The 16,219-nt window shown below is 69.0% G+C and carries 14 protein-coding genes and 1 pseudogene; 11 read left to right on the top strand and 4 right to left on the bottom strand.

Going from position 1 to position 16,219, the window contains the following annotated elements; translation table 11 throughout:
• Positions 1–218 (top strand): transposase (locus tag ABD989_RS03765; protein WP_345312469.1); only part of this gene is annotated, 218 nt, incomplete at its 5' end.
• Positions 219–316: 98 nt separating this feature from the next.
• Here ABD989_RS03765 and ABD989_RS03760 read toward each other — a convergent pair.
• Entirely contained in the window at positions 317–460 is a 144-nt protein-coding gene (locus tag ABD989_RS03760) for a hypothetical protein (protein WP_345312468.1), read from the bottom strand.
• Between the two features lie 152 nt (positions 461–612).
• Here ABD989_RS03760 and ABD989_RS03755 point away from each other — a divergent pair, with 152 nt between their 5' ends.
• Positions 613–1,671: an IS630 family transposase gene (locus ABD989_RS03755; protein ID WP_345312467.1), complete on the top strand. Its 1,059-nt coding sequence runs from the start codon at positions 613–615 to the stop codon at positions 1,669–1,671.
• Here ABD989_RS03755 and ABD989_RS03750 read toward each other — a convergent pair.
• From ABD989_RS03750 to ABD989_RS03740, 3 genes and pseudogenes are all read right to left on the bottom strand, one after another.
• Positions 1,664–2,518 carry a hypothetical protein gene (locus ABD989_RS03750; RefSeq protein WP_345312466.1) on the bottom strand — a complete coding sequence of 285 codons (855 nt, stop codon included), beginning with the start codon at positions 2,516–2,518 and terminating at the stop codon, positions 1,664–1,666. The two genes, ABD989_RS03755 and ABD989_RS03750, sit on opposite strands and share 8 nt — an antisense overlap.
• Before the next feature lie 704 nt (positions 2,519–3,222).
• Entirely contained in the window at positions 3,223–3,561 is a 339-nt protein-coding gene (locus ABD989_RS03745; protein ID WP_345312465.1) for a hypothetical protein, read from the bottom strand.
• Positions 3,562–3,616: 55 nt separating this feature from the next.
• Positions 3,617–4,086: pseudogene (locus ABD989_RS03740) on the bottom strand (prevent-host-death protein).
• Positions 4,087–4,203: 117 nt separating this feature from the next.
• On the opposite strand from ABD989_RS03740, the gene ABD989_RS03735 reads away from it, so the two are divergent.
• The 9 genes from ABD989_RS03735 to ABD989_RS03695 all read left to right on the top strand — a co-directional run bounded on the left by ABD989_RS03735 (position 4,204) and on the right by ABD989_RS03695 (position 16,214).
• Complete coding sequence (locus ABD989_RS03735) at positions 4,204–4,470, top strand: type II toxin-antitoxin system ParD family antitoxin (protein ID WP_345312464.1); 267 nt, start codon at positions 4,204–4,206, stop codon at positions 4,468–4,470.
• A gap of 63 nt (positions 4,471–4,533) precedes the next feature.
• The gene (locus tag ABD989_RS03730; protein ID WP_345312463.1) at positions 4,534–4,941 is read left to right on the top strand and encodes an OsmC family protein; all 408 of its coding nucleotides are present in this window, start codon (positions 4,534–4,536) and stop codon (positions 4,939–4,941) included.
• 8 nt (positions 4,942–4,949) lie between these two features.
• On the top strand, positions 4,950–5,231 hold the full coding sequence (locus ABD989_RS03725) for an acylphosphatase (RefSeq protein WP_345312462.1): 282 nt from the start codon (positions 4,950–4,952) through the stop codon (positions 5,229–5,231).
• A gap of 37 nt (positions 5,232–5,268) precedes the next feature.
• Positions 5,269–8,844 carry a chromosome segregation protein SMC gene (smc, locus tag ABD989_RS03720; protein WP_345312461.1) on the top strand — a complete coding sequence of 1,192 codons (3,576 nt, stop codon included), beginning with the start codon at positions 5,269–5,271 and terminating at the stop codon, positions 8,842–8,844.
• Positions 8,841–10,334 carry a signal recognition particle-docking protein FtsY gene (ftsY, locus tag ABD989_RS03715; protein ID WP_345312460.1) on the top strand — a complete coding sequence of 498 codons (1,494 nt, stop codon included), beginning with the start codon at positions 8,841–8,843 and terminating at the stop codon, positions 10,332–10,334. The genes smc and ftsY overlap by 4 nt, the downstream gene beginning before the upstream one ends.
• Before the next feature lie 62 nt (positions 10,335–10,396).
• Positions 10,397–12,019 (top strand): acyl-CoA dehydrogenase family protein, encoded by a 1,623-nt coding sequence (locus ABD989_RS03710; RefSeq protein WP_345312459.1) that lies wholly within the window; start codon positions 10,397–10,399, stop codon positions 12,017–12,019.
• 128 nt (positions 12,020–12,147) lie between these two features.
• Entirely contained in the window at positions 12,148–13,482 is a 1,335-nt protein-coding gene (locus tag ABD989_RS03705; protein WP_246995382.1) for an ammonium transporter, read from the top strand.
• Between the two features lie 46 nt (positions 13,483–13,528).
• Positions 13,529–13,867 carry a P-II family nitrogen regulator gene (locus tag ABD989_RS03700; RefSeq protein WP_246995384.1) on the top strand — a complete coding sequence of 113 codons (339 nt, stop codon included), beginning with the start codon at positions 13,529–13,531 and terminating at the stop codon, positions 13,865–13,867.
• The gene (locus ABD989_RS03695; protein ID WP_345312458.1) at positions 13,842–16,214 is read left to right on the top strand and encodes a [protein-PII] uridylyltransferase; all 2,373 of its coding nucleotides are present in this window, start codon (positions 13,842–13,844) and stop codon (positions 16,212–16,214) included. The genes ABD989_RS03700 and ABD989_RS03695 overlap by 26 nt, the downstream gene beginning before the upstream one ends.
• The last annotated feature ends 5 nt before the right edge of the window (positions 16,215–16,219 follow it).

The raw sequence follows: 16,219 nt of genomic DNA, 5'->3' as shown, positions 1-16,219 counted from the left end.
TGCAAGAGTTGGCCCAACTCGGACGAAGCCTGTGGTCCCGGCGCGCCGACATCCTCGCCTACTTCGACGTCGGCGTCTCCAACGGGCCAGTCGAAGCCATCAACGGACGCCTCGAACACCTCCGCGGAATCGCGCAAGGCTTCCGCAACCTCGACCACTACATCTTGCGGTCCCTACTGCACTCGGGTCAGCTCGCCGAAAGGGTCAACGCACTCTGAAATACGAAGAGCCGCTTACAAGCCTGGTCGATTAGGGTAAATTCGGATGGTTAGCTCCATGTGTGCCATCCAGAAGAACATCATGGCCCGGATACAAGTCAGTCGTCGAGGCCGAACTCGTTGGTCACCTGCTCGATTGTGAACTTCTGGCGCAGCTTCGCCGCAGTGTTCTGGTTCGCGAACATTCCATTCTTCCAGAATGCCTGCTCACGCGGCACCGTCTTGGTCCATTCGACGGGCACGACCCACTCGGCATACTCGTCCTCGGTGTCGCCGTCGTGGCGGTAGGTGCCGAGGAGCGAAAGGCTGTGCAGCGGGGTCTCGACGCCGTCGAAGTCGACTAGTGTCGCGTGTCGTTAATTAGTTTATGGTTCCTGGGTTGAGATAATTGGCTATGGCGAATTCTCCTGCCCCGGCACTGGAACTGCGTGATGGCGATGCGGATGAGCTCGATCAGTTGTTGAGGTCGACCACAACGCCGGCCGGTCTGGTGCGTCGGGCGCGGATCGTCACGCTTGCTGCCGACGGGATGGCTAATTCTCGGATCAGTGAGGTTGTGGGGACCTCGCTACCGACGGTCATCAAGTGGCGTTCCCGGTATCTCCAGGACGGACTCGCAGGACTCCTCGACGCCGAAAGGACCGGGCGGCCACGGCATCTCGATCACGCCGATATCGTGTCGGCGACGTTGATGCCGCCACCGAAGAAGTACGGGGTCACGCACTGGTCATCGCGGCTGCTGGCCAGGCATCTCGGCATCGGGAACGCCACGGTCGCCCGCGCCTGGCGCGAGTACGGGGTTGCGCCATGGAGGTCGGGAACATTCAAGTTCTCCACCGACCCGGAACTGGTCGCCAAGGTCACCGATGTCGTCGGACTGTACCTGGAGCCCCCGGAGAACGCGATCGTGTTGTGCGTGGACGAGAAATCGCAGATCCAAGCCCTGGACCGCACTGCGCCAATGCTGCCGATGCAGCCCGGGCAGATCGAACGCCGCACCCACGACTACAAACGCCACGGCACCACCACCCTGTTCGCGGCGCTGGAGATCGCGACCGGGCAGGTGACCGCAGCGGTCAAACCCCGACACCGCCACCAGGAGTTCCTGTCCTTCCTGCGGCAGATCGACCGCACTTACCCCGACCAGGAGCTACACCTGGTCATGGACAACTACGCCACCCACAAGAAGGCCGAAGTCCGCAACTGGCTCGAACAGCACCCGAACATCCACGTCCACTTCACCCCCACCTCGGGATCATGGCTCAACCTCGTCGAAGTCTGGTTCGGCATTATCGACCGCCAAGCCATCCGCCGAGGCGTCTTCACCTCCGTCAAAGACCTCAATGCAAAGATCCGAGCCTTCATCAACGGCTGGAACGACCGCAAACACCCCTTCATCTGGACCAAGACCGCCGAGGACATTCTGAAGAAAGCTCAACCGAAAACTAATTAATGACACGAGACACTAGCGCCTCGTCGAAGCGGCGGGCCTGGCCGGTGACGGTCCCGACGCCGACGTAGCCGGCTTTGGGGATGTGCACGAAGACCCGAGCGCCGATCGGCAGGTTCTTCAGTGTGCGGGAGAACCACGCGCCGCCGCCGCCCGAGACGAAGCCGTACTTCTGCCCGTCGATCCACTGGCGGGTGCCGCTGTCCTCGCCGAACGCGACGTACCAGTCGCTGCCATTCCAGGCCTCGCGGGTCTTTGTTTGCCGGGCGGGAGAAGCGCTGGCGGCCTGCTGACCCTCGTTCTCGACCAGCCAGGTGCGGGCCAAGTACTTCGCCCCGTTGTCTTCGAAATGGCGGAAGAACACGACGTTGATCGGTACCGCGAAGCCCTCGTTGAGGAATCGCACGATTCGCTCGGTGGCCGCATCAACGCTCGCTGCGACGATGGTGAAACTCTGCGTGCTGTTGATCTCATCGGGGAGGGTCTCGTTGAAGCACTCCGCGAAGGACTCCTCCAATGCAACGCCGGGCTTGTATGCCTCGAAGATGGCCTGGATCTGGGTGCGGCCCAACCCCGCAACCCACGAGCCGTAGTCCAGCGCCTGCGCTGTGACATCGCGCGGAGTCCTGTCGCGCTTGAGCTCGATGACGTGCACCGCGGCGGTCTCGTCGAGCGCGAGCAGATCTATGAAACCGCCGAAAGCTGTGGGGACCTGGCGGCCAATGATCAGGAGCGTCTCGCCGAGCATCGAGGGGTCGGACTCGATGTATGTCTCTAGGTGGGATTCGAGGCTGATCGAGGTCGGAACGATGCGGCTGAGTTGGCCACCGTCTGCGCGCCACAGGCCCATTTCTACTGCCATTGGTGTTCACCCTCGATCATCGTGAGGCGTCCAGTCGCCTGGCAATGAGCCTATCGAAAAGTGCTGGGGACTCTATCGCGCAGAGTGACTATTCCCTTGTTCGATGCGCTGTACGCGAACGTCAGCGGCGCTGCGGAGCATTGCGAGGCAGTCGGTGAATTCTCGTCCCTTGCTTCCGAGGGCTGAGAAGTAGGCGCGATCCGACCCTCACGGCAACTCCCGAGGCCGTTGCGCTGGTACGTGAGGTGAATTTCGAGGGACCCGCCAAGCTCTGCGTGCGGGGCTAGATGGCTGAACGGCATGGGATCTGACCGCTTGCATTCGCCAGGATTGTCGCACCCAGCGGAGAAGGTGGGGTCTGCGGAAGGACTAGTCCGGGACCCATAGGCCGTCGATTCAAGGGGAATCGTGGAGGAGCAGACGAATTCGTTCGACCATTGGTGCGAGGTGTGCGGCTCCACCGGAGTCCTGACGTCTGAAGGCGCGTTCAACGCGGGGTGAGACTTATCCACCTCACATCGGCGAGTGGGGAGTGTTGTCGCAACGAACGGGCCCGCAGTGTCCGATGACGTCCACGGTCTGGTGGGCTGTGGTGATCGACGGCTACGACATGAAGCCGCTCAGTGTTGATCAGCGCAGGACCGTCGTGCGGATCATTTCGGAACGCCCCGACGGTCCGAGCTGAACTCGTGTCAGCTGGTGGGGGTGGATTGCTGCCATGGCGGTCGGCGCACGATGGCGAGACCACCCATCGCGGCGGCTGCGAGGCCTACGCAGATCCCGCCGAGGGCGATCAGCGTGCCGTCGTACGCCGGGGTCCACGTCGAGGTGCCACCGGAGACAGTCAGGGTGCCGACCGGAACCATCCGGCCACTGCGTGCCTCGCGGGTCGCGTGGACGATCGTGGTCTGGTCGTCGACGGTGATCGGATCACCCCAGACGGCGCCGGGCGGGGGAGTCGGACTGAGTTGGGTCAGGGAGTCAGGGTATTCCGGGCGTGGTGGAATCCTCGCGAGCTTCCGGTAGTTCACCGAGGACCGACGAAGTGTCCGCGCTGTCCTTCATCACCTTTCGTTGCTCCCACGATCAGGGACGCTCGACCTTCCCTCTGGCGTCTTCCCTGTCGAGCCATTCGAGGTCGGCGGTGCCCAGTCCTGCTGCGAGGGCGGTCGCCGTCTCCTTCCAGGACGTCAACTCGGAGATCGCCAGGTGCGGTTGATTGGTCGAAAGCGAAGCGCGGGCTGCGTTGACGAGATCTTGCGCGCAGGTGTCACGGTTCGGCGGGGGGAAAGCGCCAGCATCCACGGGAAGGCCTTCGCCATGCGCTCGGTGAGCGTGCCCGCGTCATCCAAGGTCACGGTGATCAATTGCGTGGCCAAGTCGAGAAGGCGCGCGCGTCCTTCGGCTTCGCGCTGCGACATGAGGACCAGCGACTCGCCGTCTCGCTGGGTCACGGTGACGGGATGGTCCTCAGCTTCGGCGAAGACCTCGGCGGAGTGCTTACTCAGGTCCGAGGAGCGTCGTGTGGCGACGGGGAGATACGCCGAGGTGGTCATGAACCTTATGATGCTTCGGAATGTGTTCGGAATTCCCGGGCGATTCATCCAGCCATCCGTGGTTGGTTGTCGATTTCGCGCTCACTGACGTCGCCGATTGTCGGTAGTTTTGGGGACATGGCTCAGAACATCTCCGTCAGCCTGGACGACCACTGCGCGGACTTCGTTGCCGGTCAGGTGTCCTCGGGTCGCTATCGGTCGGCGAGCGAGGTCGTCCAAGCCGGACTTCGTGTTCTGGAGGAGCGAGAGACGCAGTTGGACGCACTCCGTGGCGAGCTCGTTTCGGGCGAGGAGAGCGGGGAGCCGGAGCCCTTTGACTTCGACGCGTTCATCGCAGCGAAGACCGGTGAGGCTGGGACAAGCGTCTCGACCGTCCGCCACTAGGCTCGATGGGGAGAGCCGACCGTCCACCGCGTCGGCGAGCGTCCCGATCGAAAGGCACGACACATGACCGAACTGTGGGTCACCCGCACCGGCACCCGCCGCTACACTGGACGATCCGACCGGGGCGCGGAAGTGCTGATCGGTTCGGCCGGCGACGAGGGTGTCTTCTCGCCCGGCGAGTTGCTGAAGATCGCTCTGGCCGCGTGTGCGGGGCTGTCGGCCGACTTCACGTTGAGCCGTCGTCTGGGCGACGACTTCGACGCCACCATCCGGGTCTCCGGCGAGGCCGACCGGGCGAACGAGGTGTATCCGCGCCTGGACGAGGTGATGGAGCTGGATCTGTCCGAGATGGATCCGGCCGCCGCCGAGCGACTGCTGACCGTCGTGCAGAAGGCCGTGGACAAGTACTGCACCGTGGGTCGCACGCTGAAGGCGGGCGCCGAGGTGAACCTGACGATCGTTCCGGACTGAGCGCCGGGATGTCCGAATCCGTACAGCGCCTGACCGCCCACGTGCACGGACACGTCCAGGGCGTGGGCTTTCGGTGGTGGACGCGGTCGCGCGCGCTGGAGCTGGGGCTGACCGGCTACGCCAAGAACTTGGCCGACGGTCGGGTGCTGGTGGTGGCCGAGGGGCCGCGGCCGGCATTGGATGCGCTGCTGGCCGCGCTGCGGTCGGGGGACACCGCCGGGCGCGTGGACCTGGTGGTGGAAATCTTCGACCCGCCGCGCGGGGAACACACCGGATTCCGCGAGCGGTGAGCGGTTCGGGCCGTCACCCTGGGTATTCTTGGTCCTCGTGCACCTGAAAAGCCTGACCCTGAAGGGCTTCAAGTCCTTTGCGTCGGCGACGACCCTGCGATTCGAGCCGGGGATCACCTGCGTGGTGGGTCCCAACGGCTCGGGCAAGAGCAACGTCGTCGACGCTTTGACGTGGGTGATGGGTGAGCAGGGCGCCAAGGCGTTGCGCGGTGGCAAGATGGCCGACGTCATCTTCGCCGGAACGTCCGGGCGGGCCCCGCTGGGTCGCGCCGAAGTGACGCTGACGATCGACAACTCCGACGGCGCGCTGCCGATCGAATACTCCGAAGTGTCGGTGACCCGCCGGATGTTCCGCGACGGCGCGGGCGAATACGAGATCAACGGCACGCCCTGCCGTCTGTTGGACGTGCAGGAACTGCTGTCGGACTCCGGTATCGGCCGCGAGATGCACGTCATCGTCGGCCAGGGCAGACTCTCGACGATCCTCGAATCCCGTCCCGAGGAACGACGTGCCTTCATCGAAGAGGCCGCCGGTGTCCTCAAGCATCGTCGACGCCGGGAGAAGGCCGCCCGCAAGCTGGACGCGATGGCCGGTAACCTCGCCCGACTGACCGACCTGACCGGCGAACTGCGCCGCCAGCTCAAGCCCCTCGGACGACAGGCCGAAGTGGCCAGACGCGCCGCAACCGTGCAGGCCGAACTGCGCGACGCGCGGCTGCGCCTGGCCGCTGACGACCTGGTGCAGCGTCGCACCGAGATGGCCGAACACTCGGCGGTGGAGGAAGAGGTCCGCCGCAAGGCCGACGAAGTGGCCGCCGAACTCGACGAGGCCACTGCCGCGCTCGCCGTCGCCCAGGAGCAGCTCGCGCAGGTCGCGCCCGCCGCTTCCGAGGCGGGCCGGGCGTTCTACACCCTCTCCGCGCTGGGCGAACGCGTCGAAGGCACCCGGCGACTCGCGGCCGAGCGCGCCACCAACCTGGCCGGCCCCAGCGCCGCGCCGACCGGCCCCGACCCGGAAGAACTGGAACGCCGCGCCGAGGAAGCCGCGCTCGCCGAAGCCGAACACGACGCCGTGGTGGAAGAGACCGCCGGGCAGCTGGAGTACGCCACCGCGGCGCTGGCCGCCGCCGAGCAGGCCTCCAGCCAGGCCGAACGAGCCCATCTCGCGGCGGTGCAGGCCGTCGCCGACCGCCGCGAAGGCCTGGCCCGACTGGAAGGTCAGGCCGCCACGCTGCGCAGCCGCGTGGAGTCGGTGGAGGGCGAGACGCTGCGCCTCACCGAGGCGATCGACGCCGCCGCCGAACGCGCCGCCACGGCGCAGCGCGAGCTGGACGCCGCCGCCGAGCGCATGCGCGAACTGGAAGACCGCGAAGAAGGGCTCGACGCCCACCACGAGCGCTGCGCCGCCGCGCTGGCGAAGGCCCAGGCCAAGGTGGAGGAACTGCGCCTGTCCGAGCGGGAGACGCAGCAGCAGATCGCCTCGCTGACCGCCCGCATCGACGCGCTCGCCGTGGGCTTGGAGCGCGCCGACGGCGGTGCCTGGCTCCTCGAGCGCGGCACCGACGGGCTGTTGGCGCCGCTGTCGGAGCTGATCACGGTGGAGCCGGGCTACGAGACCGCGATCGCCGGTGCGCTGGGCCGGGCCGTCGACGCGGTCGCGACCGTCGACCAGGCCGCGGCGTTGGCCGCGCTGGAGGCGCTGCGCGTGGGCGACGGCGGCCGCGCCGCGCTGATCGTCGGCGGCCTGCCCGATCAGGTGCGCGGCGACCTGCCGCAACTGCCGTCCGGAACGGTGTGGGCCCGCGACGTGGTGACCGCGCCCGGCTCCATCGCCGGTGCCCTCGACCTGCTACTCGCGCAGATCGTGCTGGTCGACGACGCCGCCGACGCCATGACCGTCGCCCGCAAGCACAACGTCCTCGCCGTGACCCGGGTCGGCGACCGCGTGAGTGCGGCGGTGGTGGAGGGCGGCGTCTCGGCGCGGCCGTCGACCCTGGAAGTCCAGTCGGCCATCGACACCGCCACCGAAGACCTGGCCCGCGCCCGCCGCTCCGCCGAACAGTTCGACGCCGACCTCACCCAGGCGCTCACCGACGAACGCGAGGCCGCCGAGGACGCCGAAGGCGCGCTCGCCGCGCTGGGGGAGTCCGACGCGAACGTCGGCGCCGCCTACGAACTACTGGGCCGCCTCGGCTCGGAGATCCGCGCCGCGCAGCAGGAAGCGCAGCGGCTGGTACGCCAGCGCGAGCGCGCCGAAGACGGCCGCGCGGCGAACCTGACCGAACTCACCGAACTGGAAGAGCGCCTGCGGCTGGCCGTCGACGAAGGCAGTGCCGTGCACGACGACGATGCCGACCGCGCTCTCCGCGAAGCCGCCGCCGCCGAAGTCGCCACTGCCCGCTCGGTGGAGGTGGAGACCCGCCTGGCGCTGCGCACCGCTGAGGAGCGGCTCGCGTCGTTCCGCGGCAAGGCCGAGGGACTGCGCCGCAGTGCCGCCGCCGAACGCAGCAACCGCGAACGACAGCAACGCCAGGACGCGCAGCGCCGGTACGCCGCCGGCGTCGCCGCCGCGGTGGCCGCCGCCGCCGACAAGGTGGTGGCCGCGGTGGCGCTCACCGTCGCCGACGCCGCGGCCGGACGCGATGAACTCGAGGCCGCCCGCACGGTCCACGCCGCCGAGGTCGACACGCTGCGCGCCCGCGTCGATGCGGCGACCGCCACCATGAACTCGCTGCGCGATGCCGTGCACCGCGACGAGCTGGCCAAGGCGCAGGCCGCGCTGCGTATCGAGCAGTTGGAGGAGCAGATCCTCGAGCAGTTCGCGGTGGCGCCCGACGACCTGGTCGCCGAGTACGGCCCGGACGTGCCGATGCCGCCGTCGGACCTGGAATTCCGCGAGTACGAGGACGCCAAGGCGCGCGGCGAGCTCGTCGTCGCTCCGGCGGCGATGCCCTTCGACCGGGCCACCCAGGAAGCCCGCGCCAAGCGTGCGCAGAAGGACCTGACGACGCTCGGCAAGGTGAATCCGCTTGCCCTGGAAGAGTTCTCGGCCCTCACCGAGCGGTACGAGTTCCTCTCCACCCAGCTCGAGGACGTCAAGGGCGCGCGCGCCGACCTGCTCGACGTGATCGCCGAAGTGGACGCGCGCATCCTGCAGGTCTTCACCGAGGCGTACGCCGACGTGGAGAAGGAGTTCACCCAGGTCTTCGCCACCCTGTTCCCGGGCGGCGAGGGTCGCCTGGTGCTCACCGACCCCAGCGACATGCTCACCACCGGCGTCGAGGTGGAGGCCCGTCCGCCGGGCAAGAAGGTCAAGCGGCTGTCGCTGCTGTCCGGCGGCGAGAAGTCGCTGACGGCGGTCGCCATGCTGGTGGCCATCTTCCGTGCGCGTCCCTCGCCGTTCTACGTCATGGACGAGGTGGAAGCAGCGCTCGACGACGCCAACCTCCGCCGACTCATCAGCCTCTTCGAGCAGCTGCGTGAGCGCAGCCAGCTCATCGTCATCACCCATCAGAAGCCGACCATGGAGATCGCCGACGCGCTGTACGGCGTGAGCATGCGCGGCGACGGCATCACCGAGGTCATCTCCCAGCGCCTGAAAGGCTCCGCGTGAACACTCAAGTCATCATCGGCATCGTCATCGGCGTCGTCCTGCTCGTGGCGTTGATCGCCGGCACCGGCATCGTGCTGCAGCGTCGTCGTCGCATCTCGCTCTCGGACGCGCCGACCACGCGCACGGTCGACGGCGAGCGCGAGGTCGACAAGTCCGGCGGCTATCAGACCGGCTCGGGCTTCTCCTTCACCCAGGGCGGCACCGCCACCCTGGAACCGGAGACGCCGAAGCCGGTGGAGCCCACGCCCGCCCCGAAGCCGGAAGCCCCGAAGCCTGAGGTTACGAAGCCCGCGGAGCCGGCGCCGTCGGTGGCCGATGAGGCCGAGAAGATTCTGGAGACCGACGCCGACGCGGAGACGGCTGCGGAGCCGCTCGTCGTCGAAGAGGCCGTCGAGGCCGCCGAGGTCGAGACCGTCGAGCCCGAGACCGCCGCACCGGAGACTGCTGCACCCGAGTCAGCTGCACCGGAGGCTGCTCCCGAGGCGGAGGCACCCGCGGTCGAGACTCCCGAGGTCGAGGTTCCCGAGACCGCCGCGCCCGCCGTCGAGACCGCACCGCAGCTCGACGAGATCGCGCCCACCGAAGGCCGCCTCTCGCGTCTGCGCGGCCGGCTGTCGCGCTCGCAGGGCGCCATCGGTTCGTCGATGCTCGGCCTGCTGGGCGCCGGCGACCTCGACGAGGACAGCTGGGAGGAGATCGAAGACACCCTGGTGATGGCCGACCTGGGTACGACGGCCACCACCGCCGTGATCGAGGCGCTGCGCATCGAGCTGGCCTCGGACAAGGTGCGCTCGGCCGACGATGCGCGCGCCGCGCTGCGCCGCGTCCTCGTCGACCAGCTGCGCCCGGAGCTCAACCGTTCGGTCAAGGCGCTGCCGCACGCCGGCGGCCCGGCCGTGGTCCTGGTGGTCGGCGTCAACGGCGTCGGCAAGACCACCACCACCGGCAAACTGGCCCGCGTCCTGGTGGCCGACGGCCGCCGCGTCCTGCTGGGTGCCGCGGACACCTTCCGCGCGGCCGCCGCCGACCAGCTCCAGACCTGGGGCGAGCGCGTGGGCGCCGGCATCGTGCGCGGTAAGGAAGGCGCCGACCCGGCGTCGGTCGCTTTCGACGCGGTGGTGACCGGCATCGACGACGGCGTCGACGTGGTCCTCATCGACACCGCAGGCCGCCTGCACACCAAGACCGGCCTGATGGACGAGCTCGGCAAGGTCAAGCGCGTGGTGGAGAAGAAGACGCCGGTCGACGAGGTGCTGCTGGTCCTCGACGCCACCGTCGGCCAGAACGGACTGGCGCAGGCCAAGGTCTTCGCCGAGGTCGTCGACCTCACCGGCGTGGTGCTCACCAAGCTCGACGGTACCGCCAAGGGCGGCATCGTGTTCCGGATCCAGGACGAGCTCGGCGTGCCCGTGAAGCTGGTCGGTCTGGGCGAGGGCGCGGACGATCTCGCGCCGTTCGACCCGGGCGCCTTCGTCGACGCTCTGCTGTAACAGCGGGGCGGTCGCGGCGCAGGGCCATACTGGTGGGGAACCGGCCGAAAGGGAGTCCCACCATGACCGCCACCCACGACGTCTTCAACCAGGCGCCGCCGCGCGTCGACGTCAACGAGTACACCAGCCATGTCGCGCTGACCGAGGCCGTGGACGTCTACGGCGGCGCGTGGGCGACCGAGGCGCTCACCGCGGCGGGCGAACTGGCGGGCCGCGGCGACTTCCAGCGCGACGCGGAACTGGCCAACACCATCACCCCCAAGCTCGTCTCGCACGACCGCTGGGGCCACCGGATCGACGACGTCGAGTTCCACCCGGCCTATCACCGCATCATCGGTGAGGCGATCGCCCACGGCGCGCACACCAGCTGCTGGTCGGAGCCGCGCGACGGCGCGCACGTGGCCCGCGCGGCGATGTTCATGCAGTTCGGGCAGATCGAACCCGGACACGCCTGCCCGGTGAGCATGACGCACGCGGTGGTGCCGTCGCTGCGGGTGGATCCGGTGCTCGCTGACCAGTGGTTGCCGCGGGTGTTCTCCCGCGAGTACAGCCACGACCTCGGGACCGGTCACAAGCCGTCGGCCATCTTCGGCATGGCGATGACCGAGAAGCAGGGCGGCTCGGACGTGCGCGCCAACACCACGCGCGCGGTGGCTCAGGCCGACGGCACCTACTTGATCACCGGGCACAAGTGGTTCTGCTCGGCCCCGCAGTCGGACGCCTTCCTGGTGCTGGCGCAGACCGAGCCGGGCGTCACCTGCTTCGTGGTGCCTCGCGTGCTGCCCGACGGCACACGCAACGTCTTCGCCGTGCAGCGTCTCAAGGACAAGTTGGGCAACAAGTCGAACGCGTCCAGCGAAGTGGAGTTCGCCCAGACCGTCGGCTGGCGCCTCGGTGACGAGGGCGCGGGCGTCAAGACGATCATCGAGATGGTCAATCAGACGCGCCTGGACTGCATCCTCGGCAGTGCTGCGGGCATGCGGCAGTCGGTGGCCGAAGCGGCCTGGCATGTGCGGAACCGCAGCGCGTTCGGCGCCACCCTCATCGATCAGCCCGCAATGACCGCGGTGATCGCCGACCTGCAGGTGGAGGCAGAGGCCGCGGTGTGGACTGGCATCCGCCTGGCCGCCGCCTACGACGACGACTCCGAGGAGTCGACCGCGTTCCGTCGCCTGGCGACGGCGGTGGGGAAGTACTGGGTGTGCAAGCGCGGCCCGAACCACGCCTACGAGGCGCTCGAATGCCTCGGCGGCAACGGCTACACCGAGACCGGTTTCCCGCTGTCGCGGCGCTACCGCGAGCAGCCGGTGATGGCGGTCTGGGAGGGCTCGGGCAACGTGATCGCCCTCGACGTGTTGCGCGCCATGATGCGCGACCCGCAGTCGGTGGAGGCCGTCGACAACGAGATGGCCCAGGCCCTCGGCGAGTACCGCGACTACGACCTGCACGTCGAGCGCACCCGCAAGCTGCTGGCCGAGGCCGCCGCCGATCCGGGCCGCGCCCCGGCGATGGCCCGTCGGCTCACCGAGTCGATGGCGATCGCGCTGGCCGGTTCGGTGCTGATCCGGCAGGCGCCGTCGGAGATCACCGACGCCTTCGTGGCCGGCCGCATCGTCGATCCCGGGCACATGTACGGGGTGCTCGATCCGCGGTTGGATCTGGCGGGGATCGCCGCGCGCGCCTGACGAAACGCAGCGTTCACCGAACGCGGACCCGCGTAACACCACCGTCACGGTTGCGCGCGATTCGGTGAAATCTGCGCGCGACAAGGTCTTCTCACACGCCGAAACCGGCGTAGATGAGGAGGTCCACCGTGACAACGGCGCTACCCGACAGCGTTTTCGGAACGTTCGATACCGGCGACACCGCCTGGGTCCTGATCAGCGCGGCCCTCGTGCTGCTGATGACTCCGGCGCTGGCGTTCTTCTATGGAGGTCTGTGCCGCGGCAAGGCCGTCCTGAACATGATGATGATGTCGTTCGTCGCTCTGGCGTCGGTCACTGTCGTCTACATCCTGTTCGGTTTCTCGATGTCGTTCGGCAACTCGCTCACCGGCGATGACGGGATCTGGGGGATCTTCTCCAACCCGTTCGCGCTCTTCGGCTCCGAACAACTCATGGAGACCAGGGAGATCGACGGCGTGACGCAGGTGGTGATGTGGGGCGAGACCGGCATTCCGGCCGTGGTCTTCATGGCCTTCCAGCTGACCTTCGCCGTGATCACCGTGGCGCTGATCAGCGGCGCGATCGCCGAACGCGCCAAGTTCTCCACGTGGGTGGTCTTCACCGTGGTCTTCACCACGCTGGTGTACCTGCCGTTGGCGCACATGGTGTGGGGCGGCGGACTGCTCTCCGGGTCGGACAGCGGTATCGCCGCGTGGATGTTCGGCTCCACCGACGGTGAGGCGAACGTGGTGCCGATCGACTTCGCCGGCGGCACCGTGGTGCACATCAACGCCGGTATGGCCGCGCTGATCCTGGCGCTGTTCGTCGGCAAGCGGATGGGCTTCGGCCGCACCCCGTACCGTCCGCACAACATCCCGTTCGTCATGCTCGGCGCCGCGCTGCTGTGGTTCGGCTGGTTCGGTTTCAACGCGGGCTCCGAGCTCGCCGCCGACGCGACCGCGGGCGTCGTGTGGGTCAACACCACCGCTGCGGCGGCCGCCGCCATCGTCGGCTGGTTGGTGGTGGAGTGGCGGCGTGACGGCCACGCCACCAGCGTGGGTGCCGCGTCGGGCATCGTTGCCGGTCTGGTCGCGATCACCCCGGCCTGCGGGGCCCTGACCCCGCTGGGCTCGCTCGGGCTCGGTGTGGTGGCCGGCGCGCTGTCGGCACTGGCCATCGGACTCAAGAGCAAGGTCGGATTCGACGACTCGCTCGATGTGGTCGGCGTGCACCTGGTCTCCGGTCTGTGGGGCACCGTCGCCATCGGCCTGCTGGCCAAGGACACCGGCCTGTTCTACGGGCACGACGCCAAGCAGTTGGCCGTGCAGACGGTTATCGCGCTGGTCGCCCTGGCCTTCACCGCGGTGATGACCACTGTGATCGCTCTGGCCCTGCGCCCGCTGGGCTGGCGGGTCGACCGGGAGGCCGAGGCCACCGGCATCGACTCCGCCGAACATGCCGAGACCGCCTACGAGCTCGCCTGAGCTGCGCCTCCGCGCTCGTCCGAAGCAGAAAAGGAAGAATGTAGTCATGAAACTGATTACCGCCATCATCAAGCCGTTCACGCTCGAGGAGGTGAAGTCGGGACTCGAACAGCTCGACATCGTCGGCATGACCGTCAGCGAAGTGCAGGGCTACGGCCGCCAGAAGGGGCACACCGAGGTCTACCGCGGTGCCGAATACGCGGTCGATTTCGTACCCAAGGTGCGCGTGGAAGTGGTGGTCGACGACGAAGACGTGGACCGGGTGGTCGACGTGATCGTCGAATCGGCGCGGACCGGCAAGATCGGCGACGGCAAGGTCTGGACCACACCGGTGGAGTCGGTGGTCCGGGTGCGTACCGGTGAACGCGGCCCCGACGCGCTCTGAGAGCGCCGGCGATCCGGCCCGCGCCCTTGCGGCGGCGCGGGCCGGCGCGCTTTCCGGGTTCTCCCCGGATGCCCCGGCCGGGGCGCCGCTGCGCGAGGCGCTGACGGCCGCCTACGAGCAGTGGCTGCGCCACCGCGCCGAAGAACTGGGCGTGATCGACGGCAGCGGGTTCGCCATCATCGCGGTGGGCGCCCTGGGTCGCCGCGAGACGGTACCCGGGTCGGACCTGGATCTGGTGCTGTTGCACGAGGATCGCCACCCCGAACGGCTCGGCTCGATCGCCGACGGCCTCTGGTACCCGATCTGGGATTCCGGGCTGAGCCTGGACCACAGCGTCCGCACCCTGACCGACGCCGTGCAGGCGGCACGCGGCGAGCCGACCGCCACGCTGGGACTGTTGGACGCGCGGTTCATCGCCGGCGACGCCGATCTGGCCGCACTCCTGGTGGACGCCGTGCGGAACCTCTGGCGCATCGAAGCCCGCCTGCGACTGCCCGAAGTGCTGGCACTCACGCGGGAACGGTGGGGCCGCAACGGCGACAACGCCCAGCGCGCGCAACCGGACCTGAAGAACGGGCGCGGGGGACTGCGCGACGTCCAACTGCTCAACGCGCTCGCGCTGGCGCAGCTCACCGACGGCTTGTCCCGGCTGCGGGCCGACGAGCCGGGCACGCCGGTGGCGTTGGCCTACCGTCGACTGCTCGACGTCCGGACCCAGCACCACCTGATCACCGGGCGATCCCGGGATCGGCTGCCCGCCGAGGACGCCGGGCAGCTCGCCGCGGCGCTCGGCCTGGAGGATCGGTTCGCGCTGGCGCGGCTGCTCAGCGACGCGGCCCGCACCGTCGACTTCGCGGTGGAGACCGGGATCCGGACCGCCGGCCACGCCGTCGGTCGACGGGGCCTGTCCCGCCTGCGGAGGCTGCCGGTGCGCACGCCGCTCGACGAGGGCGTGGTGCGGCACGACGGCGAGGTGGCACTGGCCCGCTCGGCGCTGCCCAGCCAGGACGAGGGCCTGGTGTTCCGAGTGGCGGCGGCCGCGGCGCGCCACGACCTCCCGATCAACGGTCCGGCGCTGGAACGGCTGGCGCGCTACGCGCCCGCACCGACGGTGCCGTGGCCCGCGGAGCCGCTCAGCGACCTGCTGGTGCTGCTCGCGTCCGGGCCGTCGACGGCCCGCACCGTGGAGGCGCTCGACCGAATCGGCTTGTGGGGCAAGCTCTTTCCGGAATGGGACGGCATCCGCGACCTCGCCCCGCGCGATCCGGTGCACGTCTGGACCGTCGACCGACACAGCGTGGAGACCGTGATCGGCGCGGCCGCGCTCACCACCCGGGTATCGCGGCCGGATCTGCTGCTGTTGGCGGCCCTGATCCACGACATCGGCAAGGGACGCGGCGGCGACCACAGTGTGCTCGGCGCCGAACTGGCGCGGGACATCGGTCGACGACTCGGCGTGTGGCCCGCCGACGTCGAACTGCTGGCGGCGGCCGTCCGGCACCACCTGCTGCTGCCGTCGACGGCGACACGGCGGGACTGCACCGATCCGCGGGTGGTGGCCGAGGTGGCCGACACGCTCGGCCACAACCGGGACCTGGTGGAACTGCTGGGCGCGCTGGCTGAGGCCGACGGCGAGGCGACCGGCCCCGCCGCGTGGAGCGACTGGAAGGCCGGTCTGGTGGCCGACCTGACCGCGCGCGTGGCGACGCTGATCGGCGGCGGCGAGGTGCCGACGCCGGAGCCGCTGACCGAGGAGCAGGACGCGTTGGCCCGCGGCGGCGGCCTGCATGTGCAGTTGGAGGCGGGCGAGGGCACCACCTACCTGGTGACCATGGTGGCGCCGGATCGGCGCGGTGTGCTGTCGGCGGCTGCGGCGGTGTTGGCAGTGGCCGGCCTGACCGTGCATGCGGCGCAGGTTCGGTCCGCGCACGGGCACGCGCTCGACACGTTCGCGGTGGCCACGGTGTTCGGCGGCCCGCCGGACGTGGCGGTGCTGCGACAGCGGTTCCGCGCGGCGCTGGACGGGCGCCTGGACCTCCCCCCGTCGTCGACCGACGACGAGGTGGTGGTCACGGCACCCCCGCACGCGGAGTGGATCGACGATCCGGCCACCGGTGCCGTGCTGCTGCAGGTGCGGTCGGCGGACCGGCCGGGACTGCTGGCCGCGATCACGGCGGTGCTCGAACGGGCGGGCGCCGCGGTGGTGTGGGCCAAGGTGAACACGCTCGGCGCGACCGTGATCGACACGTTCTGCGTCGAACCGACGGTGGACTCGTCGGCGGCCCGCGCCTCGATCGGGGCCGCGGTGCTGCGCGTGTGCCCGGGCCCTGCGTCGCGCCCGGACTGATCATG

This window comes from Gordonia alkaliphila, from assembly GCF_039542465.1.
Lineage (GTDB): Bacteria > Actinomycetota > Actinomycetes > Mycobacteriales > Mycobacteriaceae > Gordonia > Gordonia alkaliphila.
Note: the sequence above shows the minus strand (reverse complement) of the source record. Positions and strands in the feature narration are given on the sequence as shown.